The 21,560-nt window shown below is 41.9% G+C and carries 18 protein-coding genes and 1 riboswitch; of the genes, 11 read left to right on the forward strand and 7 right to left on the reverse strand.

What is annotated here, in order from left to right:
- Positions 1-12 precede the first annotated feature (12 nt).
- Positions 13-303, forward strand: coding sequence for an oxidative damage protection protein (locus Q0890_RS06325; RefSeq protein ID WP_299218693.1), 291 nt, complete (start codon positions 13-15; stop codon positions 301-303).
- Between the two features lie 90 nt (positions 304-393).
- Positions 394-510: riboswitch (TPP riboswitch) on the forward strand.
- A gap of 236 nt (positions 511-746) precedes the next feature.
- Positions 747-2,732, forward strand: coding sequence for a phosphomethylpyrimidine synthase ThiC (thiC, locus tag Q0890_RS06330; protein ID WP_299218694.1), 1,986 nt, complete (start codon positions 747-749; stop codon positions 2,730-2,732).
- 87 nt (positions 2,733-2,819) lie between these two features.
- Here thiC and Q0890_RS06335 read toward each other — a convergent pair whose 3' ends face one another.
- A complete protein-coding gene (locus Q0890_RS06335; protein WP_299218696.1) occupies positions 2,820-3,710 on the reverse strand; it encodes a fructose bisphosphate aldolase in 891 nt (296 codons plus the stop codon).
- A gap of 322 nt (positions 3,711-4,032) precedes the next feature.
- On the reverse strand, positions 4,033-4,923 hold the full coding sequence (locus tag Q0890_RS06340; protein WP_299218698.1) for an EamA/RhaT family transporter: 891 nt from the start codon (positions 4,921-4,923) through the stop codon (positions 4,033-4,035).
- Positions 4,924-5,259: 336 nt separating this feature from the next.
- Here Q0890_RS06340 and Q0890_RS06345 point away from each other — a divergent pair, with 336 nt between their 5' ends.
- Genes Q0890_RS06345 through Q0890_RS06355 form a run of 3 tightly spaced genes read left to right on the forward strand, consistent with a single transcriptional unit; the run spans position 5,260 to position 8,720 of the window.
- The gene (locus tag Q0890_RS06345) at positions 5,260-7,167 is read left to right on the forward strand and encodes an ABC transporter ATP-binding protein (RefSeq protein WP_299219009.1); all 1,908 of its coding nucleotides are present in this window, start codon (positions 5,260-5,262) and stop codon (positions 7,165-7,167) included.
- Positions 7,168-7,203: 36 nt separating this feature from the next.
- The gene (locus Q0890_RS06350) at positions 7,204-8,094 is read left to right on the forward strand and encodes an alpha/beta hydrolase (RefSeq protein ID WP_299218700.1); all 891 of its coding nucleotides are present in this window, start codon (positions 7,204-7,206) and stop codon (positions 8,092-8,094) included.
- An 8-nt stretch (positions 8,095-8,102) separates the two neighbouring features.
- Positions 8,103-8,720: an alpha-ketoglutarate-dependent dioxygenase AlkB gene (locus Q0890_RS06355; RefSeq protein ID WP_299218702.1), complete on the forward strand. Its 618-nt coding sequence runs from the start codon at positions 8,103-8,105 to the stop codon at positions 8,718-8,720.
- 12 nt (positions 8,721-8,732) lie between these two features.
- Here Q0890_RS06355 and Q0890_RS06360 read toward each other — a convergent pair whose 3' ends face one another.
- The 3 genes from Q0890_RS06360 to Q0890_RS06370 all read right to left on the reverse strand — a co-directional run bounded on the left by Q0890_RS06360 (position 8,733) and on the right by Q0890_RS06370 (position 12,852).
- Positions 8,733-10,658, reverse strand: a complete 1,926-nt coding sequence (locus tag Q0890_RS06360; RefSeq protein WP_299218704.1) for an EcsC family protein — start codon at positions 10,656-10,658, stop codon at positions 8,733-8,735.
- Between the two features lie 70 nt (positions 10,659-10,728).
- The gene (locus Q0890_RS06365; RefSeq protein WP_299219011.1) at positions 10,729-11,484 is read right to left on the reverse strand and encodes an endonuclease/exonuclease/phosphatase family protein; all 756 of its coding nucleotides are present in this window, start codon (positions 11,482-11,484) and stop codon (positions 10,729-10,731) included.
- Positions 11,485-11,739: 255 nt separating this feature from the next.
- Positions 11,740-12,852 (reverse strand): hypothetical protein, encoded by a 1,113-nt coding sequence (locus tag Q0890_RS06370; protein ID WP_299218705.1) that lies wholly within the window; start codon positions 12,850-12,852, stop codon positions 11,740-11,742.
- Between the two features lie 554 nt (positions 12,853-13,406).
- Between Q0890_RS06370 and Q0890_RS06375 the strand changes: the two genes are divergently transcribed.
- From Q0890_RS06375 to Q0890_RS06395, 5 genes are all read left to right on the forward strand, one after another.
- Positions 13,407-15,623 (forward strand): M3 family metallopeptidase, encoded by a 2,217-nt coding sequence (locus Q0890_RS06375; protein ID WP_299218707.1) that lies wholly within the window; start codon positions 13,407-13,409, stop codon positions 15,621-15,623.
- On the forward strand, positions 15,623-15,880 hold the full coding sequence (locus tag Q0890_RS06380; RefSeq protein WP_299218709.1) for a YheV family putative metal-binding protein: 258 nt from the start codon (positions 15,623-15,625) through the stop codon (positions 15,878-15,880). Before Q0890_RS06375 ends, Q0890_RS06380 begins: the two co-directional genes overlap by 1 nt.
- A 157-nt stretch (positions 15,881-16,037) precedes the next feature.
- Positions 16,038-16,559 (forward strand): hypothetical protein, encoded by a 522-nt coding sequence (locus tag Q0890_RS06385; protein ID WP_299218710.1) that lies wholly within the window; start codon positions 16,038-16,040, stop codon positions 16,557-16,559.
- A 117-nt stretch (positions 16,560-16,676) separates the two neighbouring features.
- Positions 16,677-17,240 carry a hypothetical protein gene (locus tag Q0890_RS06390; protein WP_299218712.1) on the forward strand — a complete coding sequence of 188 codons (564 nt, stop codon included), beginning with the start codon at positions 16,677-16,679 and terminating at the stop codon, positions 17,238-17,240.
- 160 nt (positions 17,241-17,400) lie between these two features.
- Positions 17,401-18,252 (forward strand): hypothetical protein, encoded by an 852-nt coding sequence (locus Q0890_RS06395; RefSeq protein ID WP_299218714.1) that lies wholly within the window; start codon positions 17,401-17,403, stop codon positions 18,250-18,252.
- 149 nt (positions 18,253-18,401) lie between these two features.
- Here Q0890_RS06395 and Q0890_RS06400 read toward each other — a convergent pair whose 3' ends face one another.
- Positions 18,402-19,325: a glutaminase gene (locus Q0890_RS06400; protein ID WP_299218716.1), complete on the reverse strand. Its 924-nt coding sequence runs from the start codon at positions 19,323-19,325 to the stop codon at positions 18,402-18,404.
- 408 nt (positions 19,326-19,733) lie between these two features.
- Complete coding sequence (locus Q0890_RS06405; RefSeq protein WP_299218718.1) at positions 19,734-20,618, reverse strand: LysR family transcriptional regulator; 885 nt, start codon at positions 20,616-20,618, stop codon at positions 19,734-19,736.
- Positions 20,619-20,718: 100 nt separating this feature from the next.
- Between Q0890_RS06405 and Q0890_RS06410 the strand changes: the two genes are divergently transcribed.
- A complete protein-coding gene (locus tag Q0890_RS06410) occupies positions 20,719-21,165 on the forward strand; it encodes a PACE efflux transporter (RefSeq protein WP_299218720.1) in 447 nt (148 codons plus the stop codon).
- Positions 21,166-21,560 lie beyond the last annotated feature (395 nt).

The following is a 21,560-nucleotide window of genomic DNA, read 5'->3' on the forward strand; positions in this document are numbered from 1 at the left end:
AAGGAGCGCCCTGTGACTGAAAGTTTTAATCCGCAAGCCAATACCGTTTTTTGCCGTAAATATCAGCAAGAACTGCCAAAAATGCCGCATCCGCCTTTTCCTAATAAAAAAGGTCAAGAGCTACAAGAAACGGTCTCTAACAAAGCATGGCAAGAGTGGCTTGAGCAGCAGACGATGCTGATTAATGAGAACCACCTAAGTATGATAGACCCACAAGCTAAGAAGTTTTTAACTGAGCAACGTGAGAAGTTTTTAGACAATGAAGATTATGAGCGTGCACAAGGCTGGACACCAGAGACTTAAAACTCAAACCAATAAAACTAATATTGGCAAGCTTGGTAAATAGCTATAATTTGCTATAAAACTTTGCTAATATACAGTTGATTTACAACACTGACAGACTCGGGGTGCGGTGTATGAAAGGCTAACTGCCTTTGTGCATTCGCTGAGATATCACCCGCCGAACCTGATGCGGTTAGTACCGACGCAGGGAAGTCTTAAGCTTTAGTTATACTTATCTAAAGGGCGCGCAGAAATGCCTTTTTATTACTGTCATTATTTTTACTCGTTAAATTTTAGTATGACGGTCAATATTAAGTGGCGTTCACTGATTTTTAAAACTGTCTTTATCTAGGTTTAGTAGTAGATAGTTTTTATAAGATCAACCTTATAGGAATAAGTAATGCTATCCCCGCAGCTACTGGCGGTGTTGCTTTTGTTCAAAAACCAACACGCTAGGACAGCATATGACAACCTCAACCTTACCCCCAAAAACCCAGCAAAACACCTCTAATAAAAAAGCAGACGCGTTAAAAACGCCTGCGCATCGCAACCAAAAAGATGTTCGTTTTGAAGAAGACGCGCGCGATCTACACCGTATCCTCCCTGCCTCCAAGAAAGTCTACATCGAAGGCTCAAGACCCGATATCCAAGTACCCATGCGCGAAATTACGCTTGACCCCACCCCTATCCAGGGTGTTGATGAGTCTGACTGGGAGCAAAACCCGCCCTTTTATGTTTATGATACCTCAGGCGTCTATACCGACCCCGATGCCCAAATTGACCTAACCCGTGGCTTGCCAAAACTACGCGAGGGCTGGATAGACGAACGAGGTGATACCGAACAATTAAGCAGTCTATCTAGCTCATACGGCCAAGCGCGCGCACGCGATATCACTACGGCAAGTTTGCGTTTCGCCCATATCGATAAGCCACGCCGTGCTAAAAATATTGATGGCAAAGCAGGTAATGTCACTCAGATGCATTACGCGCGTCGCGGCATCATCACCCCTGAGATGGAATATATCGCCATTCGCGAGACGCAAAAGCAGCATGAACTGACCGATATGCGCCAACATGACGGCGAGAGCTTCGGTGCCAATACGCCAAAAATTATTACGCCTGAATTTGTGTGTAGCGAGGTCGCGTCAGGTCGTGCGATTATTCCTAACAACATCAATCACCCTGAATCTGAGCCGATGATTATCGGACGCAACTTTTTGGTCAAGATTAACGCCAATATCGGTAATTCAGCGCTTGGATCCTCTATTGATGAAGAAGTCTCAAAAATGACATGGGCAACGCGCTGGGGCGCAGACACCATCATGGATTTGTCGACTGGTAACCATATTCATGAGACCCGTGAGTGGCTGATTCGTAACTCGCCTGTACCCATCGGTACGGTGCCGATTTATCAAGCACTAGAAAAAGTTGACGGTGTGGCAGAAGACCTAACATGGGAGATATTCCGCGATACGCTCATTGAACAAGCCGAACAAGGTGTTGATTACTTTACCATCCACGCAGGTGTACTGCTGCGTTATGTGCCACTGACTGCCAATCGATTGACAGGTATCGTCTCACGCGGGGGCTCTATCATGGCGCAGTGGTGTCTTGCCTATCATAAGGAGAGCTTTTTATACACCCATTTTGAAGATATTTGCGAGATTATGAAGCAGTATGATGTTGCCTTTAGCTTAGGCGATGGTCTGCGTCCCGGCTGTCTACAAGATGCTAATGATGCGGCGCAGTTCGGTGAATTGCGGACTCTGGGTGAGCTAACGCAAGTGGCATGGCAGCACGATGTACAAGTAATGATTGAAGGTCCTGGACATGTAGCGATGAACCGTATTAAAGAAAATATGGACTTGCAGCTTGAACTGTGTGCGGATGCGCCTTTTTATACCTTAGGACCATTAACGACTGATATTGCTCCCGGTTATGACCATATCACTAGTGCCATAGGGGCGGCGATGATTGGCTGGTTTGGCACGGCGATGCTTTGTTATGTCACGCCCAAAGAACATCTCGGTCTGCCCAATAAAAAAGACGTTAAAGACGGTATCATCACTTATAAAATTGCTGCTCACGCTGCTGATCTGGCCAAAGGGCATCCAGGTGCACAAGCACGTGATAATGCCTTGTCCAAAGCGCGTTTTGAGTTCCGCTGGGATGATCAATTTAATCTAGCGCTCGATCCGGATACCGCCCGTGAATATCATGATGAAACGCTGCCCAAAGATGCGCATAAATCGGCGCACTTTTGCTCGATGTGTGGCCCGAAGTTTTGCTCAATGAAAATCACTCAAAACGTGCGCGAGTATGCTAAGGGTTTGGATGCTAAAGAAAATCTAGGCGCGGACGCTATGAGCGCGGCTAAGATTGAGCAAGGCATGGCGGATATGACTGAAAAATATCATAGCGAAGGACGTCAGCTGTATAAAGAGGTGTGATAGTTAGAATTAACTTTTGTCCTACAAAAAAGCGCTACTAATCAGTAGCGCTTTTTTTAATAGCTAATTTCTTAGTAAAAGACCCGCTTACACCTTTGACGCTTTATAGATCTCGTCAATAGAGGCATTAATGGTATCAGCAAACTCTTTATCGCTTTGTTGCTTACTCAGTCCTTCAGTAAAGGCACGTGAAAAACTGGCAATCATACCTGGATTTTGCTTAAGCTTTTCACAAGCATCGCTACGGCTATAGCCACCAGACAAGGCAACGACTCTTAAGACTTTTGGATGATCGATTAGCTCTTGATAAAAACCTTCTTCCTCTGGCAATGTCAGTTTGAGCATCACTTGGTGATCATCGTTTAAACGCTCAAGATTACGCAAGATATCAGCTTTCAATAGTAACTCGCAATCATGCTTATTAGCACTATCGATATTTACTTCTGGCTCAACAATTGGCATAAAGCCTTTAGAAATAATTTGCTTTGCAACATCAAACTGCTGCTGGACAACCAGTTCAATACCATCAGCACTTGGCTCATAGATCACTGAACGCATTTTGGTACCAAAGACTGGATAGTTTTGGGCTTTATCTAACAATGCCTCTAAATTAGGAATCGGACGCATCACTTGTACACCGCTCATTTGTTCTGCCAAGCCTTTATCGATCTTTAAAAACGGTACAATGTTTTTGTCTTCCCATAGATAGTTAGCTGTTGGCTTACCGTTAACTTCACGATCCATTGTATCTTCGAACAAAATTGCTCCAAGTACCCGCTCATTATCAAAGCAGTCACAGGTCATGATCCGAGCACGCATTTCATGCACAAGGTCAAACATAGCCTCGTCATTGTCATACGCATCACCAGTGACGCCATAGTTTTCAAGAGCCTTAGGAGTACTGCCACCGCTTTGATCAAGCGCTGCAATAAATCCTGCACCGTCTTTTATTCGTTGAAGTTGTTTTTGATATTCCATTAATTATATATCCTCTAAACGTTGATAAGGGTCAAACTTTACTGTAGTAAATGATGCGTTATACGATAAGTTGAGTATGATTTAACTATAGTCTACCTTAGCATAGGACATAAGATGTGCCTATATTCAATACGTTAAGAATCAACGTATTTTAAGAACAGTTGTTGGACTTGGACATGACGACATTATTTTTTATTATATATATTGAAATAAGAATATACAAACTTAACCTACTGTTTACCTACAAAATTTTGCCATCGTAAAAATTATTAGCTGGTTTTTTATTTTTGGTTGTATCATTTAATTTACAAATGTAATGTCTTTAAGCTAAGAATAGGACGGCGACACAGCTTACTGCTAACAACAACCCTAGCATATTGATACGATTGAGTGACTCTTTGAACACGCCCACCCCAATGATAGTCGCGACTGCAATGACTCCAACATTCATACCAGTAAATACGATGCTTGGTGATTCAGACAACATTTGATGCGCACGTACATAAGCATAGATATTACCCATATTAAGCGCGCCCAGTAAAAGTCCTGCGCTAAGCGCGTTCCCTTGCCAGCGTACGCGAGTGATAAGTAAATATATAAATAACAATAATCCTGCAAGGCCAAAACTGACAAATAAAGTCAGCGGGAATGCGGCTCCTTGTTTAGCAACTTGCTTGAATAAAATATCAATAACGCCATAGCCTGCCCACACGCCAAATAGCCATAGCGGTGTTCGTAGTGTAGAAGGATTATGAGTTATCTGACTTGTTTTGATACGGCTATTAACACTAGAGTTAACCGTTTGTTTTGGGCGATAAATCAGTGCGCCAAGTGCTAAAAACCCTAAAGCCAGCCCGAATATACGAGTGCCCGTCAACACTTCGCCAAATAATAGAAACGCGGCGACGATAGGAATAATCAATGATAAGCGCTGAGCGGCATCGGTTGCCACCATCCCGACAGCTTCAATAGCGCGCCCCAGAATCACGAATACTGCAGGTAACAGTACGCCAAGCGCAACAATGATGCTCCATGCATTGTCAAGTTTACTAATACCACTCACTTCTGGCTTCAATAATAGCCAAGTAAGCAAAAAAGCAACTGGATAACCGGCGACGATCGTCTGACGTATATCTATACTTTTTTGTCGTAATACTTTGAGTAGCACCGAAACAGCGACACTACAAAGCACTGCAATCGTTAAATACATCATTAACTTCTACCTTATTGAGTCGCAATTTTGCGTATTTTTCATTTTTTGACCAGTGTGATAAATCTTGGTACAGCTGTTTTAAGTGCTTCACACTTGCCTAAGTTAGGTTGTCGAATACTACAAAGCAGTGAAAGGTAACAAAATACTTTTTGTACAGCAATTTATTTATAGTAGTTTTTAACACCTGATATTAAATACGACCTGCCGCGTTCAAATTACAATTAGCATGCAGGGGTGATTGCGAAGTTTTGCTAAAATAGCGCACAATCCTAACAACACAAGTAATTGTCCAAGATAGTGTCTAATACCACTTATCTTGGCGTATCGTCATTGCCTATGAATGCTCTATTCCGTTTTTTTGAAAATCGTCTTTCTGCCTTTCCTGATACGCCTATGCCGCTGCCATCACCGACTGATGGGCTGTTAAAGTTTTTGTGGGCATGCACTAAAGGTCTGCGTGGGTGGCTGCTGCTCTTTATGATTTTGTCTGCTGGCATCGGTGTTTATGAGGCTATGCTGTTTGCATGGATTGGTAATATAGTCGATTGGCTTGGTGTTTATACCCCGCAAAACCTATGGGCAGAAAAAGGCGATCTATTACTCCTTATGCTTGCAGTGATGATATTAAGTCCGTTATGGATAGCTTTGTCATCTTTTATACATTTTCAGACTCTGCAAGGTGTGTTTCCCATGCAAATGCGCTGGCGTTTTCATCAGCGCATGCTAGGCCAATCCATGCAGTTTTATCAAGATGAATTCTCCGGTCGCGTCTCAGCAAAAGTGATGCAAACGGCTCTAGCAGTACGTGATACCGTTATGACTGTCACTGACATGTTTACCTACGTGACAGTATACTTTATTACTTCTGGTATTATCTTATTCAATCTTGACAGCTTATTACTAACCCCTTTTATCATCTGGTTTGTCTTAGTCGGCTTTACTATTTGGTTTTTTATTCCACGGTTAAAACGCACTGCTATTGTGCAAGCGGATGCTCGCGCTTTGATGGTTGGGCGTATTACTGATGCTTATGCCAATATTATGACGGTCAAGCTGTTTAGTCACTCACGCCGTGAGCTGGGTTATGCCAAAAATGCGATGGGGCAGTTTTTGGGAACGGTGCATGCTCAAATGCGCTGGGTCAGCTATCTTGAGGTATCAACGCATTTAATTAGCGTGATCTTAGTGAGCAGTACTGCTGGAATTGGATTATATTTATGGCAACAAGGTGCTGTAGGTGTGGGCGCTATTGCGGCAGCAACTGCCATGGCGCTACGCCTTAATGGTCTCACTCGCTGGATTATGTGGCAGACAGCCAGCTTGTTTGAGAGTATCGGTACTGTGCAAGATGGTATGCGAACTTTATCTGCGCCTCAAACCATCATTGATGTGCCCAATGCTTCTGCGTTAAAAGTTACTGATGGACATATCGTATTCGACAACGTTGACTTTAGTTATGAAGATGAGAATACTGTAAATGCAGCGGCTAGTGAGTCTGATGCTACCAGCCCTACTCTGACATCTGCACCAATAAAGCTACTTGATAGCTTTTATTTAGATATCAAACCCGGTGAGAAGATTGGTTTGGTGGGACGCTCAGGTGCTGGTAAGTCAACCTTGGTTAATTTACTCTTACGCTTTTTTGATGTCGATAGCGGCAAAATCTACATCGATGATCAAGCGATTGACGAGGTCACGCAAGAGTCATTGCGTCAGCAGATTGGGATGGTCACTCAGGATACCTCACTTCTGCATCGTACTGTTCGTGAAAACATCGCTTACGGTCGCCCTGATGCCACTGATGAAGAGATTATTTTTGCGACCAAGCAGGCCCAAGCTTGGGACTTTATCAAAGACTTATATGATGACAAAGGCAACACCGGTCTTGATACCCAGGTCGGTGAGCGCGGTGTCAAACTCTCTGGTGGTCAGCGTCAGCGTATTGCCATATCACGTGTCATGCTAAAAAACGCTCCTATTCTGCTTTTAGATGAGGCAACCAGTGCGCTTGATTCTGAGATTGAATTCGCCATTACCGAAAGCTTAAATGACATTATGACTGGTAAAACCGTTATTGCGATCGCGCATCGTTTATCAACGATTGCCGCCCTAGATAGATTGGTCGTTATGGATAAGGGGCAAATTATCGAACAAGGTAGCCATGATGAATTATTAGCACTAAAAGGTGTTTATGCTGGTCTGTGGCAGCGTCAAAGCGGTGGTTTTTTGGGTGAAGACAATTGATCTTCATTCGAAAACAATAAAGGAGGAAGCCTTAACATGGAAGCATTTACAAATAGTATCGACATCAACGGCAAACAAGCACGTTATTATGACCTGCATCAACTTAATAGGTCGGTAAATACTATGACGCAAAAACGTCCACCTGCCCATTTTTATGGTGGCAACAGCTTTACGGTTGGTACCTACTCTCCGCTACTAAACGGTCTTGCAGATAACTTTGATCTCACCTCTCTGGCGCTGCGTGGCTATTGGTATGATAAGCCCAAAGCTCAACGCCTAACTCGTGAGCAAGATGCCGATATGCTTATCGAGTTTTTAGATAAAACTCAAGACAAGCCCATTATTGGTATTGGACACTCACAAGGAGCGACTGCAACGGCGATGGCAGCCGCTAAGCGTCCTGATCTATTCTCGCAGTTGTATCTTATTGAGCCGGTCACCTTTACCAAAAAACAAACAGCGTTATATAACCTATTGCCACGGGCTTTTATGCTCAGCCGTGAACCGTTTAAAAGCACCTTGACCAAGCAAACCCAATGGTCAAGTATCAATGACTACTACGAGCATCTGCGCAAACAACGTGCCTACAGACGTATCAGTGATGAGCATTTACTAGTGTTCGCTGAGCAAAGCCTCGCTGCCCATACTGACGGCAGCTACTCTTTAATCTTCGATCCAGAACAAGAGCTTGCCAACTATTTTGGTACGCCGCATATTGATAGTGCCCTTAAAAAACTGCGTTGTCCTTATACACTGGTCACAGGCAAGCCGACTCTATTTATCAATCATAAAGTCCGTAAGCAATGGCAGAAATTTGTACCTGATAACAGCTTGATATCCCTGTCTGATTACGGGCATTTATTACCGATGGAAGCGCCTGAACTATGTGCGCAAATCATAAATGAGCATTATAAAGGCGAAAGATAAACCAAACGATGACTGATCTTTTTGCGCCCATGCCTACTGATAACCTGTTGCCTTATGATGGCAAAGTAAACGATTTAGGGGTTATTATCGATAATCCTAATGCCCTCTACGACATTCTCTTAGCTGAACTTCCTTGGCATTCGGACGTCGTGACTTTATTTGGTAAAACTCATGTCACTGCGCGTCAAATTGTTTGGATGGGTAATGACAATACCAGCTATCACTATTCAGGACATATGCGCCAAAGTGTACCATGGTCAAAGTTCGTGTTTCATGTGAAACACTGTATCGAAAAACAGCTGGCAGACATTGGTATTGTCACTGACTTTAACAGCTGTTTGTTAAACTATTACCCTTCGGGCGCTGAGGGTATGGGCTATCATGCAGATGATGAAAAGGAGCTAGGCGTGCAGCCAGTTATCGCGTCTTTATCACTGGGTGCCACGCGAAAATTTGTCTTAAAGCATAAAAAAACTCAAGATAAAGTCGAGCTTTATCTTGAGTCAGGCAAGCTTATCGTCATGCATGGTGATACCCAAACGTTTTGGAAGCATAGTATCACCAAAACAACTAAGACAAATGAAGGTCGTATTAGTTTGACCTTTCGACGTATGCTGACCGTTTGATGGTTCTAAACTCTATATCCCTTTACGGTTTAAAAAACGTTCGCGATAGCACTGATAAGCAGCTTCACATACGTTTGATGTGTAGCTGGCGTTAACCCCACCTGCTACCATAGCCCCTACTGCTGGAATGACTTGCGCAGCCTTGGTCCTGACCATATTAGTCGCCACCTTAGTTGCCGTTTGCCGCAAGACTCTTGAAGCTACTTTTTCGTTAACTTTATTAAAGGCCAGAACTTCTGGGTCTTTTACCGTGCTAAAAGTATCATCAAGCGCCGCTTTGCGCTCCTCAGCAGAAGCAGAGGTGGCTACCGCCAATAATGACATAGCAAATAACTGCTCATTTTTGTCACTCATGTCAAAACCGTAGTAAGTCGCATATTCAGCAATAGCACGTAGATTAACAGTGATAAGACCCATTATATCTGCAGGAATACCTGCCCAACCTGTCATGCCTGTTGCCACTCCCTGAGCACTAGTTAGCGCCACATATTTACTTTTAAAAAGTTTAACCCGCTTATCAACGATGGCGATAGGTAGGTTTTCAATGTCATTGAGTTTTTTGACCGCTGAGACATCGATATCTGCTTCATTCTGATAAGCTTCAATAGTATCTTGCACATCTAATGTCCAATTTGCAGTATCACTTAAGGTGGTTATCATCTTTTCAGTAGCTTTTTTTAGGGTTTCACCGAATTGCGGTGCCGCCATAAGCGTCTCCCCTGCTTTATCGATAGGCATACTTAAGGTAGCAAAGGCTTTATCTAGTAAGCTTTTATCAGGATTCTTCCAAGCTTCTATTTCCTGACGAACTTGATCTTCGTAGGCTCCATTATCGGTAGTACTGGTATTAGTAGCATTACCTTTATTCACTTTTTCATCAACAATTGTTTTATTATCAGTAGTAGCTGTTTCGTGAATACTTGTCTCTTCGTCATCAGAAACTTTTAAGACAATTTTACCAAAGGTATCACCTTTTTGTAGTTCACTGTGCGCGGCAACGACTTCAGATAGCGGATAAGTCTGCTGAATTTGTAACTTCAACTTTCCATCCCCTATTTTCTGTAAGACCTGACCCATAACCTCTCCACTACGCTGAGCCTTAAAACCTGCCACATTTAGGTTGTCCTGGCTACCCGCCTCTTTAAGTTTATCGACCCAAATAGTAGGTAATACATTGACGCGTCCGCCAGATTTGAGCACATCAAGCGCGCGTACGCCAGCATCATCACCGACTAAGTCCAGTAGCACATCGGCTTGCAAATGAGGGAATGCATCTTTTTTAGTATAGTCAATCCAGCCTGCAAGCTTGCTCTTATCTACGAGAATATCAAGCTTGCTATATTTTTCTGGTGAGCAGATAACAGTGACTTTGATGTCATCTTGACTGACCTTTTCCATCAATAACTGAATAAGTAGATGACCAACACCGCCTGCTGGGGCATTCATAACGACATGCTCGCCTTTCTTAATATTGGCAAACTCGACAAATTGTAGCGCTGTTTGTCCGATACAAGGCAGTGCCCCCGCCTGCTCTAGCGTTACCGATTCTGGGACTTTGGCAAGTAGATTGGCATCGACTGCAACGTACTCAGCATAACAGCCACCATCAAAGGTCAATGCCGCCACTTGTTCGCCGACTGTGAATTGATCGTTGTTGCTTTTGGCCACAACGCCAGCCACATCAAAACCTAAAATAGCAGGTTTGTTGTGATTAAATTTGTCGTTACGAATATTTTCTGCACCCCAACCTTTGCCTTGGCGAGTTTTATAGTCGACAGGATTAATACCTGCATACGCTACTTTGACCAACACTTGGTCATCGTTCAAATCAGGGATAGCGACACCATCTTGGTAGTGCATGACCTCAGGCTCACCAAACTCACGAATAAGGGCGGCATGTTGAGTGGTTGGTAACGAATTATTAGAAACGGTAGACATAATTATATATCCTTATATTTTATGTAGTTATGGTTGTTTGTCTTATTAGTATATAGATTGAAAACCCACACTATAGCAGAGCCAGTTCAGCACTGATAGGTAGATGATCTGAAAGCTTAGACCATGGTTTGCCATTATGTACCCAAGCACTTTTTATAGAAAGATTGCGAACATAAATACGATCTAAACTGAGCACCGGTAGCTTCGCTGGGAAGGTCGGTAACAGCTTGCCATGACAGTGTTTAAAGGCCTCAGTCATCCCAAGGTCACTGGCGAGTGTGTCACAAGAGAGTTTTTTCCAGTCGTTAAAGTCACCTGCCAAAATCAGCGGTTGATCTGAGGCAATCTCATTACGTACATAATCGCTAATTGCCTGATATTGTTTGATACGGTCGCGCTCGAATAAATTGAGATGAGCACATAACACCACTACAGGTTTTTTCCAACCAGCTGGCTGTACTTCACAGTGCAACACCCCGCGTTGCTCTAGCTTATTTACAGTGATATTGACGTTATGCTTAGGATCTAAGGGGAATCGACTCAGTACTGCGTTTCCATGATGGCCGTCCTCGTATTCTGAGTTTTTGCCATAGCTATTTTGCAGCTGCAAATACTCACCAAACCATTCATGCTGAGATTGATCAGGGTATTCGTTATAGTGCATGTTGCGCCTCAAGTGTTGACCTTGCACCTCTTGTAAACATAGGACATCAGACCCTACCTCTTCAAGCGCTTGAGCAATTCCTTGCATTTTGACTCGGCGATTAAGTGGCGACATACCTTTATGGATATTATAGCTGGTCACAACAAAAGAGTTTTTATTCATCATAAATTCAGTATTCATAGCATAATTGTTATACGTAATTATAGGCGTTATCTATACTATAACAATATTGATGATAGTTTTAGCTTTATCGTTATGGCATTAAAGCGTATTAAGTACTTAACGTATAAAGGTTATTTGTAAATGCACAACACGTTTTAATGGTTGCAAACATAAAAGAGCATTGGCTCTGATCGAACCAATGCTCTTGTTTACTGATAATAAATTATCATTATTCAGTCAATTGGCCATATAAAATCAGTAGCGCGTAACCAAAGCAATTGGCTGATCTTCACTCATGATATCTTGCGGCATAAATACCACTTCTCCACCATTATGCATGACATGTTCTATAATCTCACCAACCGCGTCATCTGTTACGTCATTTGCAGCAGCATCATCTGCTAACATAAGGGTCTGAGCCTTTTCATCGATCTTGGCTGACTGCATATAGCCGCGACGTACATAAAGTGTCTCGCCTGCCCCTTGGAAGGCGCCGCGATAGACCTCTTGTAAATCGGTACGCAACATCTCCGCACCGCGTGCTTTGTCAATCTCACCAAGCGCGGCTTCATGCAACGACGTACGATAGCCCTCTACTGCTTCTTGGACACCATCGATAATATGCTGAGCACTGCCATCTTCTAAATTGGTGACGTTCGAGACTTTGGCAATAATATTATCTGGACGATCACAGACATCATTATAGTAGCTGATATTACGTGCATCACCGACCACAACCAGTGGCATTTTGTGTTCGCCCCATAGCTCTTGTACACTTTTATCAACTTGATTAAAGAACTCTTTTAAATAGTTATCTTCTTTGTTGGCTGAGCGATCAGAGCCTGCATCACCAGTAGTATACAAACCATTATTTTCTATAGGAAACGGGATGTTTTCCATATTGTTTTGGCGATCAGAATCATTATCAAGTTCTTTAATAACGCGATCATTGGAAGCTTCAATTAAACGAGCCACATCACGTGTGAGGACCACCGTATAGTAATGTACAGCGCTTGCCATATCGCGGACAAGGTCACGAGTTGCAAAACGATCTGATATTACGACGCGCTCTTTGGTATCAAGTGGCATACGGATAATTTGCACATCGTCAGTACTGGCAAAAATCGCTAACGTATCAAGGTTATAGTTATGATTGAGCTCATCCGTTTTGGCATGAATGTTTTCTAAAATAGTGGTCGCTGTTTGCTTGTCGTACTCATTGGTCAAGCGTTCCTCGACTACTTTTAGTTGATTCTTTAACGCAATAGGATCTTGTTCATTTCCTGGATGCTCACGATGGGTCTTTACAAATATACTTACTGCAGGATCAGCTTTTGTTTCACGTAAACTCTTAAGGGTCGCTTTCATAAATACTTTTCCTTATGTTGTTGTTATAAATTCCAACCAATAAACTGTTTATATAGGTCAACTTACTTTGCTTAGTTTATATAGCTGTCTGATTTAGCTCAGTCTCATTAGCGTATTACAGTTACCTAATATTCATAATCGTTTTATAGTTTTTAATCGGTAAAACCTTGTTTAATACGTCTTCTTATGTGCGGCATAAATGATAACCAGTACATAAGACCATAATTTTTATGTTGGAACTACTATGATGCTATCAAGTTAATATGATGAGCTATAGGGTTAGTTTGCAAGCAAATGATAGCGCTTTGTAAGCATAAGTAAGAAAAATTTAATATTACAACTCCTAATATTCTTTATCAGCACATAATAGAATCGCTAATACAGAGTATTTACTTATTACCTTTCACGGTGAACTTGTATTCTAAGCAAAATAGACCCATCATTTAAGTAGCTGGTAAGTTGCTCTACTAAATATGCGCATGAAAACCCAAATCATTAAATATTAACGCACGTTTTCTTTACTGACTTGACCCTTATTGCTCTTGGATACCTCTATGACTACTACAACTACGATCGACCCAAATCTACACCTTATTGACTTTGATGCAACCGACCCTGTCGACTTACAGGTAAAAGTCACGGATGCGATTCAACAAGGTAATGACTTTTTAGATAACATTGCAGCATCTACAGATAAAGACTCTAACGGTATAAGTGCCAAACAAGCATTGACTGATGTCATGATGTTTGACCATATCAATTTAGCGTTGGATCGCAGCTGGGGCGTTTTGTCGCACCTTAATAGTGTGATGAGTAACGACAAGATTCGTCATATTCATCATGAGCTATTACCTAAACTTTCCGCCTACGGTACTCGCGTTGGTCAACATCAACCATTATTTGGCCGTTATCAGGCCATCGCTAACGACAAAGAGTTTTTTGCAACGCTTGAGCCTGCTCGTGCACGCGCTATTGAGCTCGCCCTGCAAAGCTTTGAGCTATCGGGTGTGGCGCTACCTAAAGACAAGCAGGATGAATTTGCTGACATTCAAAGTAAATTATCTACCTTATCGGCAACTTTTTCTGACCATATTTTGGATGCCACCCAAGCCTTTGCATTGCCTTTACAACAAGAGCAATTAGCAGGCTTAACGGAAAGTGGCTTGGCTTTACTTGCAGATGCCGGTGAGCAGCATAAAGCCCGTGAACTTGCCAGCGGTACGCTCACGCAAGCTGATATTGATGCGTTACCAACACCCTACTATGTGGCGACTTTGAATATTCCTGTATATCTTGCGGTCATGACCCATGCAGACAATCGCGAACTGCGTGAGACTTTGTATCGCGCTTATGTGACACGTGCCTCTGAATATGACACTCATACCAACGCTAAAGGCGAGTCACTAAATAACGCGGATATCATGGGCCAAATCCTACAACTGCGTGAACAAAAAGCTCAGCTACTAGGCTTTGATAACTATGCTGAAGTTTCTCTATCGACTAAGATGGCGGAAAGCGTTGCAGAAGTTGAAAATTTTTTACGGAATTTGGCTACCAAGGCTAAGCCTACCGCTGAGCAAGACTTGGCCCAGTTGCAAGAATGTGCCCGTGACTATGACATCGCTGAGCTACAACCATGGGATAGTGCCTATATTGCTGAAAAGGTAAAACAAAACAAATTTAGTTTATCGCAAGAAGAGATTCGTCCGTACTTCCCCTTACCGAAAGTTATTGACGGCCTCTTTGCTATCGTTGAGCGCTTATACGGCATTAAAGTACAAGAACAAAATAGTGCGAATGAGTCTACTAAAGCTGACAGCAAAGCAGTTTCACGCTGGCATGATGACGTACGTTTTTATCAATTATTTGATGCCGATAATAACTTACTTGGCGGTTTTTACTTTGATTTATTTGCTCGTAATGGTAAGCGCGGTGGAGCTTGGATGAGTGGTTTTCAATCACGCTACAGTAATGATGAGCAAGCATATCAGCAGCTACCAGTTTGCTTTATGGTCGGCAACTTTACCCCAGCGCTAGATGGTAAACCAAGTCTGCTCACTCATGATGAAGTATTGACCTTGTTCCATGAGTTTGGTCATGGTCTACATCATTTGTTGACCCAAGTAACGGTTGGTGATGTCGCGGGCGTAAATGGAGTTGAGTGGGATGCAGTCGAGCTGCCCAGCCAGTTTATGGAGAATTGGGCATGGGAGAGCGATGGCATTGCGCTTATTAGCAGTCATGTCGAGACTGGTGAGCCGCTACCAAAAGACAAGCTGAATGCCTTGTTAGCTGCTAAGAACTTTCAAAGTGGTATGCAGACCTTGCGCCAGATTGAGTTTGCATTGTTTGATTTACTGATACATGCGCATACCCCAGCGCTTGATTATGCAGGTATACTTGCAACCCTTAATGACGTTCGCAATGACATTGCTATTATGGAAACGCCCGACTACAACCGCTTTGCCAACGGCTTTAGTCATATCTTTGCTGGTGGTTATGCAGCAGGTTATTACTCTTATAAATGGGCTGAGCTATTATCTGCCGATGCCTTTAGTAAGTTTGAAGAAGACGGTATCTTTAACCCAATCACTGGTAAAGCCTTCCGTGAGACCATCTTATCTGTGGGCGGCAGCTTGCCGGCAAAAACCAACTTTGAGAATTTCCGTGGTCGTAGTGCCAGTATCGATGCGTTATTGCGCCACAATGGCTTTGACGATAGAGGTATTAATACTGCGGCAAACGCTCAAACTACACGCGAGGTAGGCTAATGCGCTATCAATCAAGCCGTCCAAAAAGACAATTTTTAGCAGGGGTGCGTTGCCCCAAGTGTCAGGCGTTGGATGCAGTAGTGCAGATAAACGTCGTAACGCCAATACCTGACGAATATATTGAATGTACTCAATGTGGGCATAGTGAGCACCGCCCCGACTCTGATGAGATTAGCGCCAAAAATCATCTTGAGGATCAGCTGATCCGTGATGCAACCATCACAGGGACCAGTGGCACAGTCAAGTTTAAAAACTAAGCTTAGCGTCTTAAGACTTAATGGTTATTGCAAATTTTTAAAGATTTGGGCTCATACCTGACAATTGTACTTACCATTAGCCTATCTATTGATAGGCTTTTGTTTTTTAGTTTGCTATAGTATGAAAACACTGTTATCGATATGCACTGGCCCTAGTATGACTTCTAAAAAATCGTCACCTACTCTCTCTAAAATATCTACTACTGGCGTTCGTTCAAACAAACTCTTAATAATCGTCTTATTATTACTCGCTGTTGTTATTGCCTATTTTGTATGGTCACGTCCACTATCGAATACATCGACCCCCGTAAAAGAGACAGCAACAAAAACTGTATCTTCTCAAGCTGAGACATTGTCAGACAATGCAGACAGTGATCTAGCAGACCCAGTAGATACGATGAATAATAACGTGCCTTTATCTAGTGAAAAAGCTGAGCCAATTGAGACGCAAGTATCTGATTCTGAAACTATTTTAAATGCCTCGTTGCCAGAGACCGATAGTTTAGCCAAAGAAGAGGTTGATCGTTTAGAAGATGAGCATCAACGCTTAATAGAACAAGAAAAACTGGCGGCTGAACAAGTACAAATGAATAAAAAATTAACCGACATGAAAGCTGAGCAAATTAAATTGCTTGAACAGCAAATCGCGCAGCTAGAAGCTGCACAAACGGTAGAATAATAAAAAAACTATCAAAATTATAAGTGGCTAACCGTACGTCAGTATATATTGCTTATCATTAGGCAATAGCTTGAGTACATACTACTTATCAAATCATTTGATTATGGGGTATTCGTTATGACCACTTTGCGTTTGACCCATGACCCAATTTTAAATAGCAGCGCGCAGGTACTTATTTTACCAGTTAATAGTATGGGGATATTCTTAGATCCTACACTCATGCGAACTAAAAGCTTGTATCCTGATAGCTACCAACGCTATTATCGTGCTTGTCGTGATGGCAGCTTAAAAGTAGGCAGCTGTTTACTACATAAAAGGTTGCGCGAAACAGCAGGTCTTGGTATCAGTAGCAATAATAATCAGCCAAGTTATATTGCTCACTTAGTCGTATCAAATCATCCTCACCACCCAGTACAGTTACAATGGCTCACTGCTGCATTGTTCGATCTGCGACAGCAACTCATGCCGTTAATACGTTATAAAGGCTTGCGCACAACGGCCTTATTGACACGGCCACTCCTTTCTAATTCTCCAAAAAATAATATAACCGAAAAGTCTCATACCTCAAATGTGACCTCTTTAGATTGGGATACGGTAACTTTACCCTTACTCACTCAACATTTACAAGATATACCAAAAGCTCGTGTAGATATTCATCTGCCTAAAAGTATAACTATCTAAACATGTTAAATTCTCTAGTGAAATGTTTTTTCCTGTAGGTCTTAATAAGTATATTTATGTCGTGATATTGATTAAAAGATCACTCCAGCATAATATCTACTGTGCATGCCTTTGAGCATAAATATTTTTTGTTTAATATACCTAAATAGGAGAATTAATTATGTCAAATAATAATTCTAGTAAAAACAATACTAAAGACGAGAACAATAACGCGGTAACGGCTGTAGAGGTTGTAAAAGACGATACCGTAGTATTTGAAAATGGCAATTTTGAAGAATATAACGCTGAGCACGACTATCAAGAAGATAAAGATCAAGACAATAAGGCTCAAGACGATAAGGCTCAAAACAAGAAAACTGATAGTGCTGCTAAAAATGATAAATCAGCGGATAACAAGTCTGAAAGCTCTAGTAAAGCCAAAGACGCTAATGCTAAGTCAGACAACAAAGGCAAAGCTGAAAGCGCTAGCAAAGATGAAAATGTTGAAAAAAATCAGAAGTCTGATAAAAAAGAAGCGTCTAAGACAGACTCTAAAGCTAAAAAAGATGATCAGTCTGACAAAGCTGGCGATACTAGTAAAGAAAGTAAAACTAGTAAAGAAAGTAAAACTAGCAAAGAAGACAAGACTCGTAAAAGTGACAAGTCCGAAGATGCTAAAGAAAATAATGACAAGCAGCAAGACGACACTGAACAAAATGACGCTGATGCAACGGAGCAGTCCGATGAGAACAGCGACTCTAGCATGTCGATGGCAGGTTTATTCCAATGGGCAAACAAGCTCAGAGAAGACTTTATGTCTGAAGCGATGGGCATGACTAATGGTGTTACTGGAAAAGCCACTGCTATGACGCTAGAGCGATTAATCGCTATGGTAGATATGGAGCTTGCCGCTTTTGATAAAAGCGTTGACGTTGCCAAAAAGCTCATCGCAAATGTAGAAGAAGAGCGTGGCAAAATCGCAAGCAGAAAAGAGAAATATCAAAGTATGATTGATGACCTAAATCAAGAATAGGCATTTTAAATCGTTAATTTAGCGTTTGATTAATCCAATGTTAAATGTTTAATTTAAGCGTTTAACATTGGATTTTTTTGGCTAAATAAACTGTCTTAGCAAATGCTTATACAGACATATTGGTCCTTCTAATCTTGCTATAAGCTTTTTTACTTTGAAAACACTGACCAGCCTGTCCTCTCTCCCAGTAGCTCTAATGCTTTCGTCCCAAGTTTTGAGTTACCGACCGAATTTAGGCCAGGTGACCATACTGCGATGGCACCCTTGCCTGGCGCTATCGCTAGAATACCGCCACCGACACCGCTTTTGCCTGGTAGACCTACCTGATAGGCAAACTCCCCAGAGCCATCGTAGTGACCACACATCATCATTAACGAATTGATCCGCTTGGATTGCTGCGGGCTGATCACCTTTGCCCCTGTGGGTTGATTGATACCGTTGGAGACCAAAAACAGACCTGCACGGGCTAACTGCTCACAACTCATCGCAATCGAGCATTGATGAAAGTAAGTATTCAATATCTTATCGACATCATATTGTAGATGTCCAAAAGACTTCATAAAGTGAGCGAGTGCAGCGTTTCTATCTTCGTGGTCAATCTCAGACCTTGCCACCTTATAATCAAAGCAGATTGACGCATCATCTGCTATAAAATGCACAAACTGTATAATCTCATCCAATATCTCTTCTGGCTCGCGTCCCATCGTGATAGCATCCACTACCGCAATCGCGCCTGCATTGATAAAAGGATTACGCGGTCGGCCCGATTCGTATTCCAATATGGTAATGGAGTTAAAAGGGTCACCCGAGGGCTCACGGCCCACATGATTCCAGAGCGTACTGCCAAGCTTACTAAGCCCAATAGTTAGCGTAAATACTTTGGAGATACTTTGTATGGAGAATAGGGTATTGGCATCTCCTGCTGAGTATACTTGCCCATCAGGGGTGGCAACACTGATGCCAAACTGGTTGGGATTGACATGTGCAAGCTGCGGAATATAATCTGCTACCTTTCCGCGGTCGGTCTCAAGTGCCATTTGGGCGGTGATGTCGTCTAGAATTTGTTGCATCATAAAGGGATAACCGTGTTTTTATTGAGCTTTTTGAATAGGCATGATTTTAACTGAATTTGGCACGATAAGGCGGGGAAATTATATTTTGCTATTATTTATCACGACATATAAAGTCTGATATAAGTAACTCCATTCTAGTATTCTGTTTTGGGTGATCTATTGATAGATTTAATAAGCAAAATAAATGTTTCCATTGGGGTATGCTGATAACATACTGAACAATTAAGCCCTTTTTTTGACCAAACATAATAACCATAAGTTGTTAAGGAAATATCAAACTATACAGAAAATACTGAGCCTCTAACCGATAGTTTACTTGGTACTGTGCCGCACACTCTCAAAATACCCCCTGACACCAAAGCTAAAAGTCTTCGAGCCAATCTTCCATTAGTTTATTGAATAAAGCCATTATAATTGCTGATCTAAGGCAATGACTGCCTGCTTCAACCAAGTACCTGCCGTACCTAAAGGTTTTTCTTTATGCCAAACCAACTCGACCGCAACTGGCCAACTGTGCTTATCAAAGTCCAGCTTTGGTGATACCAAAGAGCCATCTTTTAATGCATTAAGAATAATATGCTCAGGCACCAACGCCCAACCAAGATTACGCTGGACAAGCTCAATAATTACCCACTGACTTTCCACCCACCATACATCAGCAGCAACCCTCAAACGTGATTTTTCTTTACTCTCATTTCGTGTTGCTACAATCAACTGACGATACCTTTTTAAATCCTCCCAGCTTACCAATTTGTTTGCTATTTCATGCTCAGGTGAGCAAACCATTTTAAGGGGAATCCAGCCTAAGGTATGAAAGTTAATAGCTGAAGGTAAATCCTCTTGGCTCCACATAATACCCAAATCCGCCCGCTTTTCTAAAATCAAACGACTGACATCTTCCATAATGGGAAGAAGCAATTCTAACTCCACACTTGGAAATAAGTTATCAAATTCATCCAGCAATCTAGCCAGCCACTCTGATGGATAAAGATCGTCAACTGCAAGCACTAAACGGCTTTCGACCCCTTCACTTAAGCTTTTAGCCACCCCAAAGAAATGCTCACAGCGCTCTAAGATTAGATAAGCTTCAGCTAAGAGACGCTCACCTTCTTCAGTTAGCTTAGGATAACGACTATCTCGGCCAAATAAAACGTTGTCTAGGTCGACTTCTAAATTAGCGACCGCCGCACTAACCGATGATTGAGCTTTACCTAACCGACGTCCTGCTGCCGAAAACGACCCTGTTTCCACAGTCGCTACAAATGCTTGCAACTGCTCTAAAGAGAAGTTCATGTATCGGTTTTTCCTATGGATAGTAACTTTGAAGTATTATTTTAGCAGATACAATAGATTTAAATTAACAATATGAACTGATATTCTATAAGGATTAAACATGCGAACTCATAGAGATCGTATTCGTCACGCTGTTGGATTTGAAATAATTGCATTAATACTATCCATCCCAATTATGAGCTTCTTCTTTGATTTTAATATTAAGGATATCAGCGTTATTGCCATCACAGGCTCTATCATAGCAACCCTATGGAACTACGGATTCAATATTGCCTTTGATAAGGGAATGGTGAGATTTAAACGTAGTACATTTAAGACGCCAGCGTTAAGGATGCTTCATGTATTACTGTTTGAGAGTGGCCTGCTGATGCTCTATCTGCCGATGGTCTCTTGGTATCTTGGCATTACTTTATGGCAAGCCTTTATTATGGATGCGTCATTGGTTGGTTTTTATCTGGTTTATACCTTCTCTTATAACTGGGCTTATGACAAGATTTTCCCAATACCGTATTTTAATTATGAAAGAAATGAAGCGGTTTCTATATAGACTGCTTTAGCTATCTACAAAACAATTTTCCAATTATTCAAAAACAAAAAAACCGCCCTGAGCATCAACCCAAGACGGTTTTTTGTATCAAACTAAGCTACTTATTCAGCAGTTGCCGTTGTACCCTGCTCGATACCTTTCATAGTCAACTTAATGCGACCAACATGAGATTACTCCAGTGCTCATCTTCTTTAACCAGTTCCATTAAACTCAAATCAAATTTAAGTATAGCTTATTGTGCTCGACGAAGTTGAATTGTAGATATTTCATCACTTCAACGGATAAATTTTTGAATCTAATAAATACTACTCGTAGATCATCAACTGATAAGTTAGGCTCAACCAACTCCCTCCTTCCTATCTTTTCATTAATGGTCTATAAATAGTATTAAGCGT

This window comes from uncultured Psychrobacter sp., assembly GCF_947488565.1.
GTDB classification, from domain to species: domain Bacteria; phylum Pseudomonadota; class Gammaproteobacteria; order Pseudomonadales; family Moraxellaceae; genus Psychrobacter; species Psychrobacter saeujeotis.

Coding starts and splice junctions, on each gene's coding strand:
- thiC (WP_299218694.1), top strand. CDS start 747: ATGACAACCTCAACCTTACCCCCAAAAACCCAGCAAAACACCTCTAAT.
- Q0890_RS06335 (WP_299218696.1), bottom strand. CDS start 3,710: ATGGAATATCAAAAACAACTTCAACGAATAAAAGACGGTGCAGGATTT.
- Q0890_RS06340 (WP_299218698.1), bottom strand. CDS start 4,923: ATGATGTATTTAACGATTGCAGTGCTTTGTAGTGTCGCTGTTTCGGTG.
- Q0890_RS06345 (WP_299219009.1), top strand. CDS start 5,260: ATGAATGCTCTATTCCGTTTTTTTGAAAATCGTCTTTCTGCCTTTCCT.
- Q0890_RS06350 (WP_299218700.1), top strand. CDS start 7,204: ATGGAAGCATTTACAAATAGTATCGACATCAACGGCAAACAAGCACGT.
- Q0890_RS06355 (WP_299218702.1), top strand. CDS start 8,103: ATGACTGATCTTTTTGCGCCCATGCCTACTGATAACCTGTTGCCTTAT.
- Q0890_RS06360 (WP_299218704.1), bottom strand. CDS start 10,658: ATGTCTACCGTTTCTAATAATTCGTTACCAACCACTCAACATGCCGCC.
- Q0890_RS06365 (WP_299219011.1), bottom strand. CDS start 11,484: ATGAATAAAAACTCTTTTGTTGTGACCAGCTATAATATCCATAAAGGT.
- Q0890_RS06370 (WP_299218705.1), bottom strand. CDS start 12,852: ATGAAAGCGACCCTTAAGAGTTTACGTGAAACAAAAGCTGATCCTGCA.
- Q0890_RS06375 (WP_299218707.1), top strand. CDS start 13,407: ATGACTACTACAACTACGATCGACCCAAATCTACACCTTATTGACTTT.
- Q0890_RS06380 (WP_299218709.1), top strand. CDS start 15,623: ATGCGCTATCAATCAAGCCGTCCAAAAAGACAATTTTTAGCAGGGGTG.
- Q0890_RS06385 (WP_299218710.1), top strand. CDS start 16,038: ATGACTTCTAAAAAATCGTCACCTACTCTCTCTAAAATATCTACTACT.
- Q0890_RS06390 (WP_299218712.1), top strand. CDS start 16,677: ATGACCACTTTGCGTTTGACCCATGACCCAATTTTAAATAGCAGCGCG.
- Q0890_RS06395 (WP_299218714.1), top strand. CDS start 17,401: ATGTCAAATAATAATTCTAGTAAAAACAATACTAAAGACGAGAACAAT.
- Q0890_RS06400 (WP_299218716.1), bottom strand. CDS start 19,325: ATGATGCAACAAATTCTAGACGACATCACCGCCCAAATGGCACTTGAG.
- Q0890_RS06405 (WP_299218718.1), bottom strand. CDS start 20,618: ATGAACTTCTCTTTAGAGCAGTTGCAAGCATTTGTAGCGACTGTGGAA.
- Q0890_RS06410 (WP_299218720.1), top strand. CDS start 20,719: ATGCGAACTCATAGAGATCGTATTCGTCACGCTGTTGGATTTGAAATA.